This is a genomic window from Gilvibacter sp. SZ-19 (genome assembly GCF_002163875.1).
Lineage (GTDB): Bacteria > Bacteroidota > Bacteroidia > Flavobacteriales > Flavobacteriaceae > Gilvibacter.
In genome coordinates this window covers 3,079,870-3,095,863 of the sequence record NZ_CP019333.1, presented here as the reverse complement: position 1 = coordinate 3,095,863, position 15,994 = coordinate 3,079,870, and the positions used below count along the sequence as shown (strand labels likewise).

Sequence of the window (15,994 nt, the reverse complement as noted above, 5' to 3'; positions counted from 1 at the left end):
CGCCAACAGCAATGTTGGCCGCAGTGAAGAGGTCCAGGCGACTGTTTATCAAAAACACAGGGCTCTGCTAAATTGAAAGATGATGTATAGGGCCTGACACCTGCCCGGTGCCGGAAGGTTAAGAGGAGATGTTAGCTTTTAGCGAAGCATTGAATTGAAGCCCCGGTAAACGGCGGCCGTAACTATAACGGTCCTAAGGTAGCGAAATTCCTTGTCGGGTAAGTTCCGACCTGCACGAATGGTGTAACGATCTGGACACTGTCTCAGCCATGAGCTCGGTGAAATTGTAGTATCGGTGAAGATGCCGATTACCCGCTACGGGACGAAAAGACCCCGTGAACCTTTACTATAGCTTAGTATTGACTTTGGATAAGTAATGTGTAGGATAGGTGGGAGACTTTGAAGTGGCGTCGCCAGGCGTTGTGGAGTCATTGTTGAAATACCACCCTTTACTTATTTGAAGCCTAACTCAGAAATGAGGACAGTGCTTGGTGGGTAGTTTGACTGGGGTGGTCGCCTCCAAAAGAGTAACGGAGGCTTCTAAAGGTTCCCTCAATACGGTTGGCAATCGTGTGTAGAGTGCAATGGCATAAGGGAGCTTGACTGAGAGACATACAGGTCGATCAGGTACGAAAGTAGAGCATAGTGATCCGGTGGTTCCGCATGGAAGGGCCATCGCTCAAAGGATAAAAGGTACTCCGGGGATAACAGGCTGATCTCCCCCAAGAGCTCACATCGACGGGGGGGTTTGGCACCTCGATGTCGGCTCGTCACATCCTGGGGCTGGAGAAGGTCCCAAGGGTTGGGCTGTTCGCCCATTAAAGTGGCACGCGAGCTGGGTTCAGAACGTCGTGAGACAGTTCGGTCTCTATCTGTAGTGGGCGCGAGAAATTTGAGTGAATCTGACTCTAGTACGAGAGGACCGAGTTGGACTAACCTCTGGTGTACCAGTTGTTCCGCCAGGAGCACTGCTGGGTAGCTACGTTGGGAAGGGATAAGCGCTGAAAGCATATAAGCGCGAAACCCATCACAAGATGAGATTTCTTTAAAGGGTCGTGGGAGACTACCACGTTGATAGGTCACAGGTGTAAAGGTGGTAACATCATAGCCGAGTGATACTAATAACCCGTAAGCTTATGTACGTCGACTTCCCTGATCTTCGGGTCAGGGAAGCCACTCTTTGCTTTAAAAAATTAATGCAGTTCAAATGAACTTGCTACACACTCTCGAATCTCTTTTTCCTTTATGTCAAAATATTAGTGTTTGCATCTTATTGCAAGCCAACGATTTAAGGTGGCTATAGCGATGGGGCTCACCTCTTACCATTCCGAACAGAGAAGTTAAGCCCATCTGCGCAGATGGTACTGCTATACCAAGTGGGAGAGTATGTCGCTGCCTTTTTTTCATAAGACCCGTTCTAAGATTAGGACGGGTCTTTTTGTTTATAGAAACTTCTCGAATAAAGATTTTGCAGTAAAAAGGCAGCGACTCCTACGCGGCAGGCTGGCCCGTTGCTGCGAAGCTGAACTTTCCCTCGCACTATCTGGCACATCATTCAAAAGCCAAATCGTTGGCTTCTTCATTCTGTCCTAAATCGCAACGTCCTATCATAAACCCTTGTTCAATTATAGAGCAACGGTTTTTGTTTGCTATGAGTTTAGAGATCCGAAATGATCGCTGCGATAAAAAAGCTATCACTTCACCAAGAATGATTCTAGCTAAATAATTAATTAAAGCAGAAACAGCTTCGTTCTAAATAGAATAGGCAATGGCAATTGCGACAACTACAGTGAGCAATTTGATCAAATTGAAGCTGTGATTCTTATTACTCTCAAATAAGATAGTCGTGGAAACATGCAAAAAGATCCCTACAACAAGTGCATTGAGATAGACAAGGTATTCTTGCAGCTCCGTGATTTGCTGACTTAAAAAGCTTCCTAAAGGAGTCATAAGGGCAAAGCCGGTAAGAAATGAAAGGGTGATCCAACTTGCATAGCCGGAATGAATAAGAAAAATCGCCAGTATAGCCGCAATTGGTACCTTATGGATCAAAACACCATAGAGTAAGTGCTGATGTTCGGCTACTGGAATACCCTCTAACAAGGCGTGAATACAAAGGCTTATAAACAGAGCCAAAGGGAACTGTTTACTATTAGCGTGTATATGAATATGACCGTGCTCTGCGCCTTTAGAGAAAAAATCGAGTATTAGCTGCAGTAATATACCACCCATAATAAAAAGCCCTATGCGCTTGTCGCTTTGTAATTGCAGCTCCGGTAAGTACTCGAATAATGTAACCGACAGTAAGAATGCGCCACTAAAAGCTAAGAGCAAATTGAATCGTGTGGTTTCTTTTGCTTTTAACCCAATAGCAACTCCGTAACCCAAGGCAACAGCCAATATCAAACTCAAATACAACATCACTTAAAGATCATAATTAATCGCTCTGAAGAATCCGGATCAAAGGCGTCCAGTTGATAATTACCATAAGTTTGCAGCAACTTAACTCCTGCAAGCTCAAAGTAGGCCTTAAACTGATTTAAATCCATAGCGGCAACGCGTTCGTCGAATTGATAAGACTTCTCCCCATCTTTAAAGGTAATGGTCTTTGTAATAAACTTAGCATCCATTTCTCGCTGAATGTCAAACGTTATGCCTTCTACAATTTTCTGTTCAGAAGACACTAAATGCTGCGCTACATAATTCACATTCAAGAAATCGATAACACCAACTCCTCCTGGTGCTAAACTCTGCTTTATAGCTCGAATGGCTCTCAAATTATCGTTAGCTCCTTCAAAATAACCAAAAGAAGTAAATAGGTTGAAAATAGCATCGAACTTTTGCTGAAACGGTAAGCACATATTGTGGATCACAAACCGCAGTCCTGGTCTTTCATGCAACTTAGCCGCTTCAATATTCTTAGGAGAAAGATCCGCTCCGGTCACCTGATAACCCAGACCCGCTAAATAAATAGAATGTCTTCCGCGACCGCAGGCCAAATCTAAAATATGAGCAGTCTTCGGTAGGGCCAAAGCCTCCGTTAGATTATCCATAAAAACGGCTGCTTCGGAATAATCCCGATCCTTATATAGGATATGATAATAAGGCGAATTGAACCAGGAAGTATACCAAGATTCAGGAATCTCTTGCATGCAGATGGTTTAAAGGGCTAAAATAGTCTATTTTTGGGGCATCCTACAGCGAACTTATGGGAAAAAACTTTAATATGGTTGCTAAGACACTCTTCGGATTGGAAGAGGTATTGGCAGAAGAACTTAGAAAACTCGGGGCTTCTGGGGTAACCCCTGGGCGCAGATCGGTTAGTTTTATGGGCGACCTGGGCTTTATGTACAAGGCCAATCTCTGCTGTCGTACTGCGATAAAGATCCTTAAACCCATTTCCAGTTTTCCTGTATTTTCAGAAGACGATCTTTATACAAAAGTTAAGCGTATCCCATGGGAGGATTTTATGTCTGCGGACGGTACTCTAGCCGTCGATGCTACAGTACATTCGCAACAGTTCACGCATTCCAAATTCATTGCACTTAAGACCAAGGATGCGATTGTAGATAGGTTTAGAGAACGCGAAAGCAGAAGACCTAACGTAGACTTGGCGCATCCCAATTTACGGATCAATCTACATATAGATCGCAACCGTTGCACAGTATCCTTAGACAGTTCTGGGGGTTCGCTACACAAGCGCGGCTATAAGACCGCAATTACCTTAGCTCCTCTAAACGAGGTCTTGGCGGCGGGAATTGTCTTGCTATCGGGTTGGCGTGGTCAATGTGATCTGTTAGATCCTATGTGTGGCAGTGGAACCATACTCACAGAGGCTGCAATGATTGCTTGTAATATTCCACCGAATCTAAATCGCGATGAATTCGGCTTTGAGCATTGGCCAGATTATGACGAAGATCTTTTTGCGACCATTGAGCAGGCTGCACTTAATAAGATACGTGATTTTCAATATCGTATTCAAGGCTTTGACTTAGATGACAAGGCGCTGTCCGTGGCTCGATCTAACGTAAAGAATGCAAATCTAGGAGAGTTTATCAGTATTCAGAGGCAAGATTTCTTTAGCTCGGAGAAAAGCAGTGACCGCCCGAGTTTTATCATTTTTAACCCACCTTATGACGAACGTCTTACCATCGACGTAGAAGATTTCTATACCAAGATCGGCGATACTTTAAAACGCGGATACCCCGGAACTCAGGCCTGGATGCTCTGCGGAAATTTAGAAGCGCTCAAATCGGTGGGACTACGTCCTTCTAAAAAGATCAAACTTTTTAATGGGAAACTAGAAAGTCGTTTGGTGAGATATGAAATGTATTCCGGAAGTAAAAAGGCGAAGAAGCAGTAGGCTTAACGTTTAAAGATCGGTATCAGATAGCTGATCGTATAGCCGTAACCCACTCCAAAGCTCGATTCGTCATAGGTTCTGTTGAATCCAGGAATATAAAGATTGTCAAAATTCTCTGGCTTGGTCTCGCTAATGCGCCGTTTAAGCTGTACATTCAGGCTTAGGAAGAGATTGTTAAAGAGTTCGGTTTTAACTCCCACCATAAGTTCTATCCAAGAGGCATTAAGGCTTTCAAAGGTCTGTGGCTCCTCGCGCAGCTGAAATTCCTCATAACTCTGATCCGTGGTGTAGATGCCGTAAGACAATAACTCTTGCTCAAAGCTTGAAAATCCGTAGCGCAATCCGGCAAAAATGCTATTGTTTAGTCCTGGCCAATTGTCATAGGCATTAAAATCTGCTCCGATTTTAAAATAACTCCCGCGAGCAATTGAATTTAAATTCTCTTCAAGGCGTTCTTTTTCTTCTGTCCCAAGTTCTAGGGCGGCGTAAAATCGTTTGGAGACCCCAAAGTCCGCAGTGATCTCAAATCCTGTGTAGCCATCTTCTATAGCGGTACGCAAAGGTTTGGCCAGATCCACTCCTAACCGTAAACCGTATTTGTTATCACGCTTTTTCTGGGCTAGGGTATCGGAAGGCGACTCAGTGGATTCCTGAGCGAAAACTGCAGCCGTGCTTAGTAGCATCAGACTAATGAAAAAGAGTAAGATGCGCTGCATTGTCGTCGCTAATTGTGGTTTGTAAAACTTCAAAACTAAAGAGCCAGTTGCTACCTTCCTCATTGATCAGTTGTCCACTTAGATCATTGTAATTGGTAATGAATCCGCAAGCGCGATTCAAATAAATATCTTCTGTAGTGTAAAGCAGATTGAATCGATCTGCGTTGGATTCATCGGTGTCTGTAGTGTCTGCCTCTCGCACAAACAACAATTCGGTTCGCGTGTCAAAGTTTCGCAGGGGAATTGCTATGGAATCCGTGCTGCTCACGCTAAACAATACGATCTCTGAATTTTCTGCATCTCGTACTTCCAAATTTGGAACAGTCTTAGACAAAGTGCGGTTTGCAAAGTCCTTGAAGGTTATGATTAGCAGGGGAGTGGTCTGGGTATCTTCCGGACAAATATCATCTCGGGTACATCCCATGGCCAAAAGTAGGCAGCAAATAAGTGCTAGAGTTCTTTTCAAAAGAATAAACTATCGTTTGGTTAAAAGTACAACATTTTCTACATGATGCGTCTGCGGAAACATATCTACAGCTTGAGACTTTTGTACCTCGTATTTTTCTGCAAGTAGTTGCAAATCTCGTGCCTGAGTTGCACTATTGCAACTCACATATACAATTTTGGGCGCTTCCAATTGCAGTAACTGAGCAACCACATCTTTATGCATACCGTCACGTGGTGGGTCGGTGATCACTACATCGGGCTGTCCGTGAGTAGCGATAAACTCCTCGGTAAATACCTGCTTCATGTCTCCCACATAAAACTCACAGTTACTGATCTTATTGTGCTCGGCATTGGCTTTGGCCGCCTCAATAGCCTCTGGAACTGCCTCTACACCGATAACCTTGGCTGCTTGTTTTGAAACAAACTGTGCAATGGTCCCAGTGCCCGTATATAGGTCATATACCAGCTCCTTACCTTGGAGTCCGGCAAAATCACGAGCGATCTTATAGAGTTCGTAAGCCTGCTCGGAGTTGGTCTGGTAAAAAGACTTGGCATTGATCTTAAATTCCAAGCCTTCCATTTTTTCGGTAATAAATTCTTTTCCTGAGTAGCGTAAAATGTCTTGATCGTAAAGCGTGTCATTGGCTTTCTGATTGATCACATATAGCAGGGAGGTGATCTGCGGAAACTCCGCAGCAACTGCCTCCAGAACCATATTAATAGCTTCCTGATCATGGTCGTAGAACTGGATCAAGACCATAAATTCACCTGTGCTGGTATTGCGTATCATTAAGGTCCGCAGTAACCCTTCTTGCGCTCTAGGATCAAAAAAGGCAAGGCCCTTTTCTTTGGCAAAATCGCGAACAAAATTGCGAATCGCGTTAGATGGATCCGCTTGCAAGTGACATTTATCTATGTCTAAGATCTTATCCCACATGCCCGGAATATGAAACCCTAAAGCGTTGCGATCTGCTATCGCTTCGCCGCTGGAGATCTGCTCTTGGGTCAACCATTTGTTATTGCTAAAGGAGAACTCCATTTTATTGCGATAGAAGTAAGGCGTGTCGCAGCCCTTTATAGGTATGATCTCCTTGGGTTCTATGCCACCAAGACGCTTTAAGTTCTGGGTAACTTCTCGCTGCTTGTATTCCAGTTGGAAGGGATAACCCATATTTTGCCATTTGCATCCGCCACAGGTGCCAAAATAAGCACAGGCCGGTTCCACGCGCTTGTCCGAAAGCTTGTCAAATGAAATGGCTGTTCCGTGATAGTATGCAGATCGTTTTTTGGTGGTCTGCACTGTGGCTATATCTCCGGGAACCGCATTGTCAATGAAAACCACACGTCCGTCTGGAGCTTTGGCAACTGCCTTTCCTTTTGCCCCTGCATCAATGACCTCTAGACCTTCAAATACTATTCTGTTGCGTTTTCTTGCCATGGGGGCAAAAGTAGTACAATTCCAACGTTTTTATGCCGACTTTTTGAACCCTCACGAACTAAATTTAGTAACTTGCTATCGCTTTAGGATGATTTCTCTCCTGCTGATAGATCTAGCCAAGAAGGAATTGCTCATGTTTCAATTGAAAAATTATTAAAATGTCTGTTTTACAAGGATTGACATCGCAAGAGGCCATGGCTTTAGAAGACAAGTATGGCGCCCACAACTATCACCCATTACCAGTAGTATTGACCCGAGGCGAGGGTGTTTATGTCTGGGATGTAGAAGGAAAGAAATATTACGATTTCTTGTCGGCTTATTCGGCCGTTAACCAGGGCCACTGCCACCCTAAGATCGTCGGAGCACTAAAAAGTCAGGCAGATACGCTGACACTTACTTCGCGCGCTTTTTACAACGATCTTTTAGGACGTTACGAAAAATACGCTACCGAGCTCTTCGGATTCGATAAATTGCTTCCGATGAACACGGGTGCAGAAGCCGTTGAGACTGCTGTTAAGATCTGTCGCAAATGGGCTTATGAGAAAAAAGGTATTGCCGAGAATGAGGCGCAAATTGTGGTTTGTGAAAACAACTTCCACGGCCGTACAACTACGATCATCTCTTTTTCAAATGATCCTGTGGCGCGCAAGAACTTTGGCCCTTATACACAAGGATTCATCAAGATACCTTATGACGACATTGACGCCTTAGAAGCGGTGTTGAAAGACAATGATAAAATTGCCGGTTTCTTGGTAGAGCCAATTCAAGGCGAGGCTGGAGTCTATGTCCCTGCTGCCGATTATTTAAAAAAGGCCAAAGCCCTATGTGAGGCCAATAATGTTCTTTTTATCGCAGACGAGGTTCAGACCGGTATTGCTAGAACCGGACGCTTGCTGGCTACCTGCGGGAATTGCAGTTGTTCCGATAAGAACTGTAGCGGAACTCCAGAAGTGAAGCCAGACATGCTGATCTTAGGAAAAGCCTTAAGCGGTGGTGTATACCCGGTTTCGGCTGTATTAGCCAATGACGATATCATGAACGTGATTCGTCCAGGAAACCACGGTTCCACCTTTGGCGGGAATCCAATTGCTGCAGCCGTTGCCATGGCCGCACTAGAGGTTATACAAGAAGAAGAACTCGCTGAAAACGCTTTTCAGCTAGGAGAGTTGTTCCGTTCAGAAATGAATAAGTATATTGCAAACAGTAAGATAGTCAAGCTAGTACGTGGAAAAGGTCTACTTAACGCCATTGTCATAGACGATCACGAAGAAGGAGACACCGCTTGGAACATTTGCTTGGCACTTCGAGATAACGGCCTATTGGCCAAGCCTACCCATGGAAACATTATACGTTTCGCTCCCCCATTGGTAATGAATAAAGAGCAGTTGTTGGATTGTGTAAGTATCATAACCAGCACGCTAAAAACTTTTGAGTAACCAATTTTTTTAAAACCTCACCTATGAAAAGAAAATTTCTCGGCCTATGTGCCGCTGCCTTGCTATTGGCATGTGCAGAACAACCGCAACCAGCTTTAGAGAACCAGGCAATTAACAGTGCAAAGTTTGCAGCTCTTAGTGTCGCCACTCCAGACGCCACTTTAGATGGTACCAATCTGGGTATGTATCGCGGTATTTTTGTGTCTGCGGATACAAAATACCACGGGGAACTGATTGTCAGTATAACTGACGCGGACACACCGCTGGCAGTAGTTGCCTTAGATAATGGCAAGTCACTGTATTTTGAGGGACAAGCCTTGGGAGATGCGCAATATCGATTTAAATCGGACAATGCTTTCTTTACCATTGACGTATCAGACAAAGAAAATGTTATTGTCTTGGGTTCTGATCTGGAAAGTAGACCGATACACATTCTGTTAGTTAAGGATGAGGCCGCGAGCAGAGCCACGGTATCGCTAGGAACTTTTGTAGATACTGCGGATTCAAGCTTTGCCGGTACATGGGATTTTATCAGCACCTCTACCTCAGACATAACACAGCCCATACCGTTTCCTCCGTTTACCTTTACTATTACTGTCGATAATATTGACGAATTGGTCATTTGTTACGACAATGGTACTCCAGATGGACGTATGTTCAACGACACCTCTCAAGAGAGTTTTACAGCTTCGGGTTGTGGGGTGATTCCTGCTGGGACTTATGCGCCTTTCACGCTTGGACCTACGGTATTGGATTTACCTCTAGTTGGGCCAACAGCTGTAGATGAGATCGCAGCCTTTGGTCAGACCACTGATATTTTAGGCAACAATTTGACCTGGAATCTAGGTTCTACGATAAATGGAGCAGTTCCTGGCGTGCAAGCTTATGTAGATCTAAGTTGTACAGAGGTAGCTTCTGGAACTTGGTCTTGGAATGGAAGAAGTGGAACCATATTACTGGATTAACGTAAGGAATTTCTAATAGAAAAATCTAAATCTGGGTTAAAACCTTCAAAGAGTAGCTCGTCTATTTTTTGAAGGTTTTTTTGTTGCTGTTGACTTGTTTTCTTCCCAGACGGGCTGAATTTGCCAGAAAATCAGTGCTTTATCATGAGAATCCTTTAACAATAGGGGGTGAGCGAGGCTCTGAATTGTCATTTTCTTAAAAAATTGAGACTTTTTTTTCCATTAATCGATAAAAAACTTCGCTTTAAGGATTATTTAAAATTTCCTTAACAATTTCATTGCCTTTTTCGAAAATGACTTTATATTGCCACTTCGAATTCTAGCGAACAAAACTTTTAACTTTTCAAAACCTCGCAACACAAATGAAGAAATTTATTTTAATGCTTGCTCTAGGTGCAGTGTGTTTCTCTTGTAGTGAAGAAACAACTGAACTAGATCAAAATGAAACCAACGCATTTACAGAATCGGTGGATCCAAAAGCAACTCCAAGAGCTGAGTTTGACGATTCAGGCTTGGGAATGTACCACGGATTTATTGCCACTCTAGATTCTGACTTCAATGCCAAAATTTGGATTAATGCCGGAAACGACGGCAAATTCAACGCAACAGTTAAAACCTTAAACGGAGACAAATACTCATTTTTCTCTCACGAGGCAGATATGGCGGGAACTTCTTTTGCCTTTAAAGGTGTAAACGGAAATTTCAGCTTTGACATTTCTGATCCTTCAAACCCAATTGTTAGTGATGTGACCATTAACGGGAAAGACGGTATCAGCCACGTGTACAAGGAATTTAGCACCCAGCGCGGTGTTGTTTCTCTAGGTACTTATGTGGACAACACAGATGGTGCCTTTAACGGAGTATGGAACCTTGTTAGTGATGGTACGCCACACCCAGCAGGAGCTGGAGTTGTTGTGACCGAGACTTTTGTGCTGTCACCAGCAGGAAACCCATTCACTGACACAACCACAGAAACTTTTGACTTTGCATGTTTCTCGCAAGTAGGGATTCCAGGCTTGCTTTTGGTAACTCCTGGGGTTAACAACGAGATCTGGTTGTTTGGTCAGTCTTCTATGTGGGGATCGTTTATGGCAACTTATGACATTGGTGTAAGTGCCATTGTAAGAGATGGGAACAACCTTGGATACGATTCATTTTCTAACGGAGATGGAACACAGTGTCTTATTGCACAAGATCAAGGAACTTGGTCTTGGAACGGAAGAACTGGTACTGTAAGTTTTCCAAGTGATGTGCCACTACCAATTTTAGAATGTACTGATCCTATTAGCTTTGCGGCCGATACGGGTGGTACCATTATCAACTACCGTAACGATGAAAACGTAACACGTGTTGTAACAACTGGAGACGGTTCTCCTATGACTTTATATTTCACGGAGTTTGCAACCGAATCTTGCTGTGATGAACTATCTATCTATGATGGTTCAGACGCAACCGCACCATTAATTGGAACGTACTCAGGTTCAGAGCTTTTCCAAGTACAGGTAGACGGTACTACAGACTCACTTACTTTAGTCTTTAATTCTGATGGTTCTGTAACTGACACAGGATGGGCTGCAGAGGTATGTGGTACTGCGCCACCACCACTTGTGTGTGATGTAGACTACGTAGATTCTGGAGGAACAACTGGAGACTATGGTGTGAACGAAGATGTAACCCAAAGCTACACAGCTCCATTTGGGCAAGTAGTATTGGCTACTTTCCAAGTGTTCAACATTGAGAGCAACTGGGATTATATGCGTGTTTACGACGGTCCAATAGAAGATGTTGCTACAGAAGTAACTACAATTGGAGGTGCTTCTACAGTAACGGCTAATGGAAATTCAGGATTTACCGGAACTAGCTTACAAGGCGAAGCTTTCCAAACTTCTGGACAAGACATTACTTTCGTATTCGAATCTGATGGATCTGTAACTCGTCCAGGGTGGGAGATCTGTATCCAATACGTAACTCCATTTACTGCGCCAGCAGCTTCAGCAACTAAAGATCCTTCGGCTATCGACCTTCCATTTATGGAGGTAGAAGTTGAACCGATGACTTTGAAGAAATAAGAATTTCTTATTGATGTAATTCTGATAGAACACCCCCTTACTAAGGTTTGGGGGTGTCTTTTTTTAATTCCCCCGAAAGATGAGATCAATTTCCCCATTGATTGTCGCCTTAATGTTAGGCATTAGCGCACAGAGTCAAGTATTATTTGAAGAATCCGCAGTCGCACTAGGCATAGATGAGATAAGAGATATCAGCGATGGAACAGGTGTTTCCTTTGTCGATTTTGACAATGATGGCTGGGACGATATCACTGTTTGTACCAATGCTGGAGAACCGGTTAGATTCTACAAGAATATTGAAGGAAGCTTTACCGAGATCAGTCTTGATCTCGTTGATCCGCTAATTGCTTCTAAGAGCGTTTCGTGGGTAGACTTTGACAACGATGGTGATAAAGATTTGTTTGTTGCTAGCGAAACTGCACCCAACACCTTTTATCGCAATGACAATTTTTCTTTTGTCGATATAACAGCGGAAGCTGGGCTACCAACGACCAACGTTTTCACAAATTCTGCTTCTTGGGGCGATTACGATAACGATGGCCTACTCGACGTATTCTTGGCAAATCGCGATCTGGCACAGGTAGAGGTGAATATGCTGTTTAAAAACAACGGCGATGGAACCTTTGCCAATGTCAACTTAGAATCCAATATTGGGAATCGGTCTGTTTTGAGTTTTCAAGGTACTTTTTACGACATCAATAATGATGGTCAAATGGAGCTTTATTTGATCAACGATCGTTTGATTACCAAAAACGTGATGTACAAGAATAACGGCAGTGGTGTATTTTCAGACATTAGTTTCTTTTCTGGATCAGACTACCAAATGAACGCCATGAGCTCGGCTATTGAAGATTACGACTATGACGGTTATGTGGATATGTATATCACGAACACTACCATCGATTCTAGCGATCCTGATCCGGGTAATTTTTTAATGAAGAACAACGGTGACGAGACTTTTACCAATACGGCAATTGCAGCTGGGGTTCAGTTCGGTTACTTTTCATGGGGAGCCGTTTGGCTCGATGGAGACCTAGACGGTTATTTGGATCTCTATGTGAGTGGACAATTTGCCACGGATGGCGGTGGAATACTTCCTGCTGCCTATTATGACAATCAGGGTGATGCTACCTTCGAGCGAGTAATTGGTCAAGGCTTTGAAGATGATCTTGCGTTTTCTTATGGAAATGCCATGGGCGATGTTGACAATGATGGCTATCCCGACATAGTCGTTGCGAACAGAGACCCGTTTAAAGATTATTTATGGCTCAATAAATCAGGCGAGCTTAATGACAACAATTATTTTAAGGTTAAGTTAGAAGGTACTGTTAGCAATCGGGATGGAGTAGGAGCGCGTATTGAACTTATGGCGGGTGGAATGACTCAATATCGATTTACAGCCAATTTAGAAGGTTATTTGAGTCAGAATTCTACGGCTGAGTTCTTCGGACTAGGGGCTGCTAATGCTGTAGATCAGATAAAGGTCTATTGGCCTAGCGGTATAGTGGACACCTATACGGATTTGTCTGCAAATCAAACGGTAACTATAATAGAGGACAATGCTATTTTAAGTAATCAAGACTTGCAAAACTTAAGTACTTTACAAGTTTATCCAAATCCTGTTACCGATCTGGTAAACGTGCAATTGTCAGATCAGCATATAACTGGGCTAAAACTCTACAATGTTTTAGGGCAATTGGTATTAGAGCAGGAATTAGATCGATCAACTACAGTATTGAACCTTGCAAATCTACAAGCAGGAGTCTACTTGCTAAAGATTCAAGGAGAGACCAATAGCTTTACTAACCGTTTGGTAAAACATTAAACGCTTAAGGCGCTAGATAGCAGAAGGGAGAAAAGGGAATATTTCTGAGTCCCCAGAAAAGCAAAACAATAATCAAGACCACTTTTGGGAAAATTGGCTTATAAATGTAGTTGGTAAGTTGTTTACCGCTCAGCTCGTTGAAAACCGTTATTCCGAAGTTGTATAGGACCACTCCAAGTGCTGGCAAGAATAAAAAGTTATAAGAAGCCGTTTTGCCAAATTCTAAATGCACCAAACTGTGTAATGCACGTTGACTACCACAACCCGGGCAGTAGACCCCTGTAAGGCTGTAAAAAGGGCATTTGGGGAACCAATCGAAATCCTCTGGGTTGTAAAAAAAATATACCAGCAGCAAAATTGCTACTGGTATACTTGCTAAAAGTATGTTCTTTTTACTAAAAGTCACCGGCGCTACCTAGAATTGCAATTCCCATAACCAAATATAGGAAACCAACAATTACTACTCCTGCCAAGCCAATGATAAAGCCCCATAGGGTCCAGGTTTTAGCTTGCTTGGAGGCAGCTAATGCGCCTTCGTAATTTCCTGCTTCATATTCAGAATTTACCTTGGCGGCGTTTACAATTCCAATGATCCCAAAGATCAGGCAGCAAAATATGGTTACTAGTATAGATTCTACTAGGTAATTTTTGGGTTTCTTTTGATTTTCTTCCATGGTTTGTTAGTTGATTGGTTATAGCGTAATTGCCTTAGGGATTGAAAATAATAAAAATCTCAGGCAAAAAAAAAATCCCCACATAAAATGGGGATTTTAAATTCGTTTAACCGTTTACTTATTTATTAAAGACGCGAATCTTTTCTGTCTTTACAGCACCGTCTTTTGTCTGTAATCTGAGTATATAGACTCCATCGGCTAAAAGGCCAGTCGGATAAGCGTATCGCGAGTCACCTCCCAAATCGTTGCGTGTCCATAGGATACGACCGTTTATATCATAAAGGGTAGCCGATTCTAAAACCAGAAGTTCATCATTGATGATTTCTAGCTGTTTAGCCGGATTGTTCTGGAATACCTGCACTTTAGCCTCTACAGTGGCTGTTGCTGCCTCCGCAGGATTATCTACTCTGGTAAAGGTGATAAAGAAACGGTCTTTATACATACCCGGAGCCAATCCATTAACGGTAGTGTATTCGTCTTTAGTAAGCAAGCTATAGGTATTGTTCACCGCATCGAATAGGTACATGTCTTTGTTGAAGTCCGAACGCTCGGTAATATAAAGTCTAAAGGTTGTGGAAGCTTCTCCAACTTTAAAGGCCAAAGGAATCATGGCTTCTTGTTGGAAGGGTACAGTCTGAATAATGTATTCGTTGTCTGGATCATCTGCTAGAGACCAGAAGATGTCATTTTCCAGATCTCTTGGACTCTTGGCATCCATTCCACGGTCTTCTCCAAAAGTGGCCTTGTCATAGAAAAGAATTGCAACCGGAGATGCAAAGTTGTCATTCACAAAGGCCGTCAGTCTAACAAAAGGCCGTTCTCTTAATCGCTCCGGATCTTCATCTTCAGTGTCTACCATTGCTGTAGCGTTTCCGAAGGAAGCACTCTTAAATTCAGAAAAGTTTGCAGCTCCTTCAGGGACATATTCACGGTATTCGTCTTTCATAGTAACTGTTCCGTCTACATCGCCACGAACCATGAAACCTTGGCCTATAGGTGCATAACGGCGCTGAATCAAGGGTGTTCCACCAGTTCCTGTAGGAGGGCCTGAAGAACCGTCTCCGGCATAGGAGAGGAATATCGCTTGCTGATAGAATCCGTCTGGCGTACCATCTGCAGTCCAAACCGCATAGCCACCTTGGTAAGCGGCTAAATAGTGTGAGTTAACGGCATGATCTTGCTCCCAATAAAAGGCTTGGGCATCTACATCTGGGTTATCATCAAAGAATTCTTGCAGATCTACAGCAGATGGATAAGGATTACCAATAAGAGTCAACTGGTCTGCAATAACACTATTGGTGATATCACCGCTATTAGGTTTACCTCTAAAGTCGTACTCTTGCTGCGGAGTAGAGGCTAGGTCTGCACCTACGTCAACTCCCTTCATGGTGAACCCTTGCCCCGGGTTTACCGTTTGGGAATTACCTACAAAAACCCAATCTGAATAGGTTGTTCCGGCTATGAATTTCCAGATCCAGCGTGTGGAAATGGTCAAGGGACTTGAAGTTCCGTTATAAGCGCCAGAATTTAAGGCTGGTGTACTTTCTGTTACTCCAACAACATCGTAAAATTTGGTTATCCCAAAATTCTCATTGCCTACAGCTGCAGACGCATTTCCAACTGGAGAGGCCCAAAAGTTATACTCATAACGGTCTGCAAAACCTTGTTGGTATACAGAAAGAAATCCTGTACCTAGGTTTGCTCCGGCTGCTGTATTGCCTTGAATAAGCTGCCCGTCACCTCTTAAGTAGATGCTGGCTTCTGTGGCTGGGTCGTTGGTGTTTAATTCGAGATTGACCTCGTCATCGACGTACAAAACCTGATCGTTCACATAAATGTAGGAATCGGTACTGCTTGTCGGATTCGGTCGGACATAGAGTTGTGCAATAGCTGATGTGAGGCCGCCAGCGAAGCACGCAAAGAATAAAAGCTTTTTCATCGTAACAAGTTAATCCTGTACTTATTGGGGGGCAAGTACGACGTAATATGATATAAAAGTAGGAAAAATGTTCATGGGAATAACACAATTTCGATAAATTACAGGAAAATTCCGTGTAAGCA

Annotated in this window: 13 protein-coding genes and 2 rRNA genes (1 of these 15 cut by a window edge); 7 read left to right on the top strand and 8 right to left on the bottom strand. The window is 43.3% G+C overall.

Annotated elements, in window-relative coordinates; genetic code table 11:
• Both BTO09_RS14380 and rrf read left to right on the top strand, forming a co-directional pair.
• Nucleotides 1–1,142: ribosomal RNA gene (locus BTO09_RS14380) — 23S ribosomal RNA — on the top strand (it extends 1,680 nt beyond the left edge of the window).
• 147 nt (nucleotides 1,143–1,289) lie between these two features.
• A 5S ribosomal RNA gene (gene rrf / locus BTO09_RS14375) occupies nucleotides 1,290–1,401 on the top strand.
• Between the two features lie 351 nt (nucleotides 1,402–1,752).
• Here the strand turns inward: rrf and BTO09_RS14370 are convergent.
• Complete coding sequence (locus BTO09_RS14370; protein WP_087525443.1) at nucleotides 1,753–2,421, bottom strand: ZIP family metal transporter; 669 nt, start codon at nucleotides 2,419–2,421, stop codon at nucleotides 1,753–1,755.
• Nucleotides 2,421–3,152, bottom strand: a complete 732-nt coding sequence (locus BTO09_RS14365; RefSeq protein WP_087525442.1) for a bifunctional 2-polyprenyl-6-hydroxyphenol methylase/3-demethylubiquinol 3-O-methyltransferase UbiG — start codon at nucleotides 3,150–3,152, stop codon at nucleotides 2,421–2,423. The genes BTO09_RS14370 and BTO09_RS14365 overlap by 1 nt, the downstream gene beginning before the upstream one ends.
• A gap of 56 nt (nucleotides 3,153–3,208) precedes the next feature.
• Between BTO09_RS14365 and BTO09_RS14360 the strand changes: the two genes are divergently transcribed.
• Nucleotides 3,209–4,363, top strand: coding sequence for a class I SAM-dependent RNA methyltransferase (locus BTO09_RS14360; RefSeq protein WP_087525441.1), 1,155 nt, complete (start codon nucleotides 3,209–3,211; stop codon nucleotides 4,361–4,363).
• A 2-nt stretch (nucleotides 4,364–4,365) separates the two neighbouring features.
• On the opposite strand, the gene BTO09_RS14355 is transcribed toward BTO09_RS14360, so the two are convergent.
• The 3 genes from BTO09_RS14355 to rlmD are packed head-to-tail and all read right to left on the bottom strand — an operon-like array spanning nucleotide 4,366 to nucleotide 6,964.
• Complete coding sequence (locus BTO09_RS14355; protein WP_232454974.1) at nucleotides 4,366–5,079, bottom strand: DUF6048 family protein; 714 nt, start codon at nucleotides 5,077–5,079, stop codon at nucleotides 4,366–4,368.
• A complete protein-coding gene (locus BTO09_RS14350; protein WP_157663535.1) occupies nucleotides 5,051–5,545 on the bottom strand; it encodes a DUF6452 family protein in 495 nt (164 codons plus the stop codon). The genes BTO09_RS14355 and BTO09_RS14350 overlap by 29 nt, the downstream gene beginning before the upstream one ends.
• A gap of 9 nt (nucleotides 5,546–5,554) precedes the next feature.
• Nucleotides 5,555–6,964, bottom strand: a complete 1,410-nt coding sequence (rlmD, locus tag BTO09_RS14345) for a 23S rRNA (uracil(1939)-C(5))-methyltransferase RlmD (RefSeq protein WP_087525439.1) — start codon at nucleotides 6,962–6,964, stop codon at nucleotides 5,555–5,557.
• 158 nt (nucleotides 6,965–7,122) lie between these two features.
• Between rlmD and rocD the strand changes: the two genes are divergently transcribed.
• The 4 genes from rocD (at nucleotide 7,123) to BTO09_RS14325 (ending at nucleotide 13,259) form a co-directional block, all read left to right on the top strand.
• On the top strand, nucleotides 7,123–8,400 hold the full coding sequence (gene rocD / locus BTO09_RS14340; protein ID WP_087525438.1) for an ornithine--oxo-acid transaminase: 1,278 nt from the start codon (nucleotides 7,123–7,125) through the stop codon (nucleotides 8,398–8,400).
• 23 nt (nucleotides 8,401–8,423) lie between these two features.
• A complete protein-coding gene (locus BTO09_RS14335) occupies nucleotides 8,424–9,365 on the top strand; it encodes a hypothetical protein (protein ID WP_087525437.1) in 942 nt (313 codons plus the stop codon).
• A gap of 362 nt (nucleotides 9,366–9,727) precedes the next feature.
• Nucleotides 9,728–11,434 carry a CUB domain-containing protein gene (locus BTO09_RS14330; RefSeq protein WP_087525436.1) on the top strand — a complete coding sequence of 569 codons (1,707 nt, stop codon included), beginning with the start codon at nucleotides 9,728–9,730 and terminating at the stop codon, nucleotides 11,432–11,434.
• A 79-nt stretch (nucleotides 11,435–11,513) separates the two neighbouring features.
• Nucleotides 11,514–13,259 carry an FG-GAP-like repeat-containing protein gene (locus BTO09_RS14325; RefSeq protein ID WP_087525435.1) on the top strand — a complete coding sequence of 582 codons (1,746 nt, stop codon included), beginning with the start codon at nucleotides 11,514–11,516 and terminating at the stop codon, nucleotides 13,257–13,259.
• A gap of 4 nt (nucleotides 13,260–13,263) precedes the next feature.
• Here the strand turns inward: BTO09_RS14325 and BTO09_RS14320 are convergent, their stop codons facing one another.
• From BTO09_RS14320 to BTO09_RS14310, 3 genes are all read right to left on the bottom strand, one after another.
• Complete coding sequence (locus BTO09_RS14320) at nucleotides 13,264–13,614, bottom strand: DUF2752 domain-containing protein (protein WP_232454973.1); 351 nt, start codon at nucleotides 13,612–13,614, stop codon at nucleotides 13,264–13,266.
• 40 nt (nucleotides 13,615–13,654) lie between these two features.
• Nucleotides 13,655–13,933 carry a CD225/dispanin family protein gene (locus BTO09_RS14315; RefSeq protein ID WP_087525433.1) on the bottom strand — a complete coding sequence of 93 codons (279 nt, stop codon included), beginning with the start codon at nucleotides 13,931–13,933 and terminating at the stop codon, nucleotides 13,655–13,657.
• A gap of 118 nt (nucleotides 13,934–14,051) precedes the next feature.
• On the bottom strand, nucleotides 14,052–15,872 hold the full coding sequence (locus tag BTO09_RS14310) for a T9SS type A sorting domain-containing protein (RefSeq protein ID WP_087525432.1): 1,821 nt from the start codon (nucleotides 15,870–15,872) through the stop codon (nucleotides 14,052–14,054).
• Nucleotides 15,873–15,994 lie beyond the last annotated feature (122 nt).

Bases quoted from the DNA above. Each gene is read 5' to 3' on its own strand.
- BTO09_RS14310 (WP_087525432.1), bottom strand. From the start codon at position 15,872: ATGAAAAAGCTTTTATTCTTTGCGTGCTTCGCTGGCGGCCTCACATCA.
- rocD (WP_087525438.1), top strand. From the start codon at position 7,123: ATGTCTGTTTTACAAGGATTGACATCGCAAGAGGCCATGGCTTTAGAA.
- BTO09_RS14335 (WP_087525437.1), top strand. From the start codon at position 8,424: ATGAAAAGAAAATTTCTCGGCCTATGTGCCGCTGCCTTGCTATTGGCA.
- BTO09_RS14355 (WP_232454974.1), bottom strand. From the start codon at position 5,079: ATGCAGCGCATCTTACTCTTTTTCATTAGTCTGATGCTACTAAGCACG.
- BTO09_RS14325 (WP_087525435.1), top strand. From the start codon at position 11,514: ATGAGATCAATTTCCCCATTGATTGTCGCCTTAATGTTAGGCATTAGC.
- BTO09_RS14330 (WP_087525436.1), top strand. From the start codon at position 9,728: ATGAAGAAATTTATTTTAATGCTTGCTCTAGGTGCAGTGTGTTTCTCT.
- BTO09_RS14315 (WP_087525433.1), bottom strand. From the start codon at position 13,933: ATGGAAGAAAATCAAAAGAAACCCAAAAATTACCTAGTAGAATCTATA.
- BTO09_RS14365 (WP_087525442.1), bottom strand. From the start codon at position 3,152: ATGCAAGAGATTCCTGAATCTTGGTATACTTCCTGGTTCAATTCGCCT.
- BTO09_RS14360 (WP_087525441.1), top strand. From the start codon at position 3,209: ATGGGAAAAAACTTTAATATGGTTGCTAAGACACTCTTCGGATTGGAA.
- BTO09_RS14370 (WP_087525443.1), bottom strand. From the start codon at position 2,421: ATGTTGTATTTGAGTTTGATATTGGCTGTTGCCTTGGGTTACGGAGTT.
- rlmD (WP_087525439.1), bottom strand. From the start codon at position 6,964: ATGGCAAGAAAACGCAACAGAATAGTATTTGAAGGTCTAGAGGTCATT.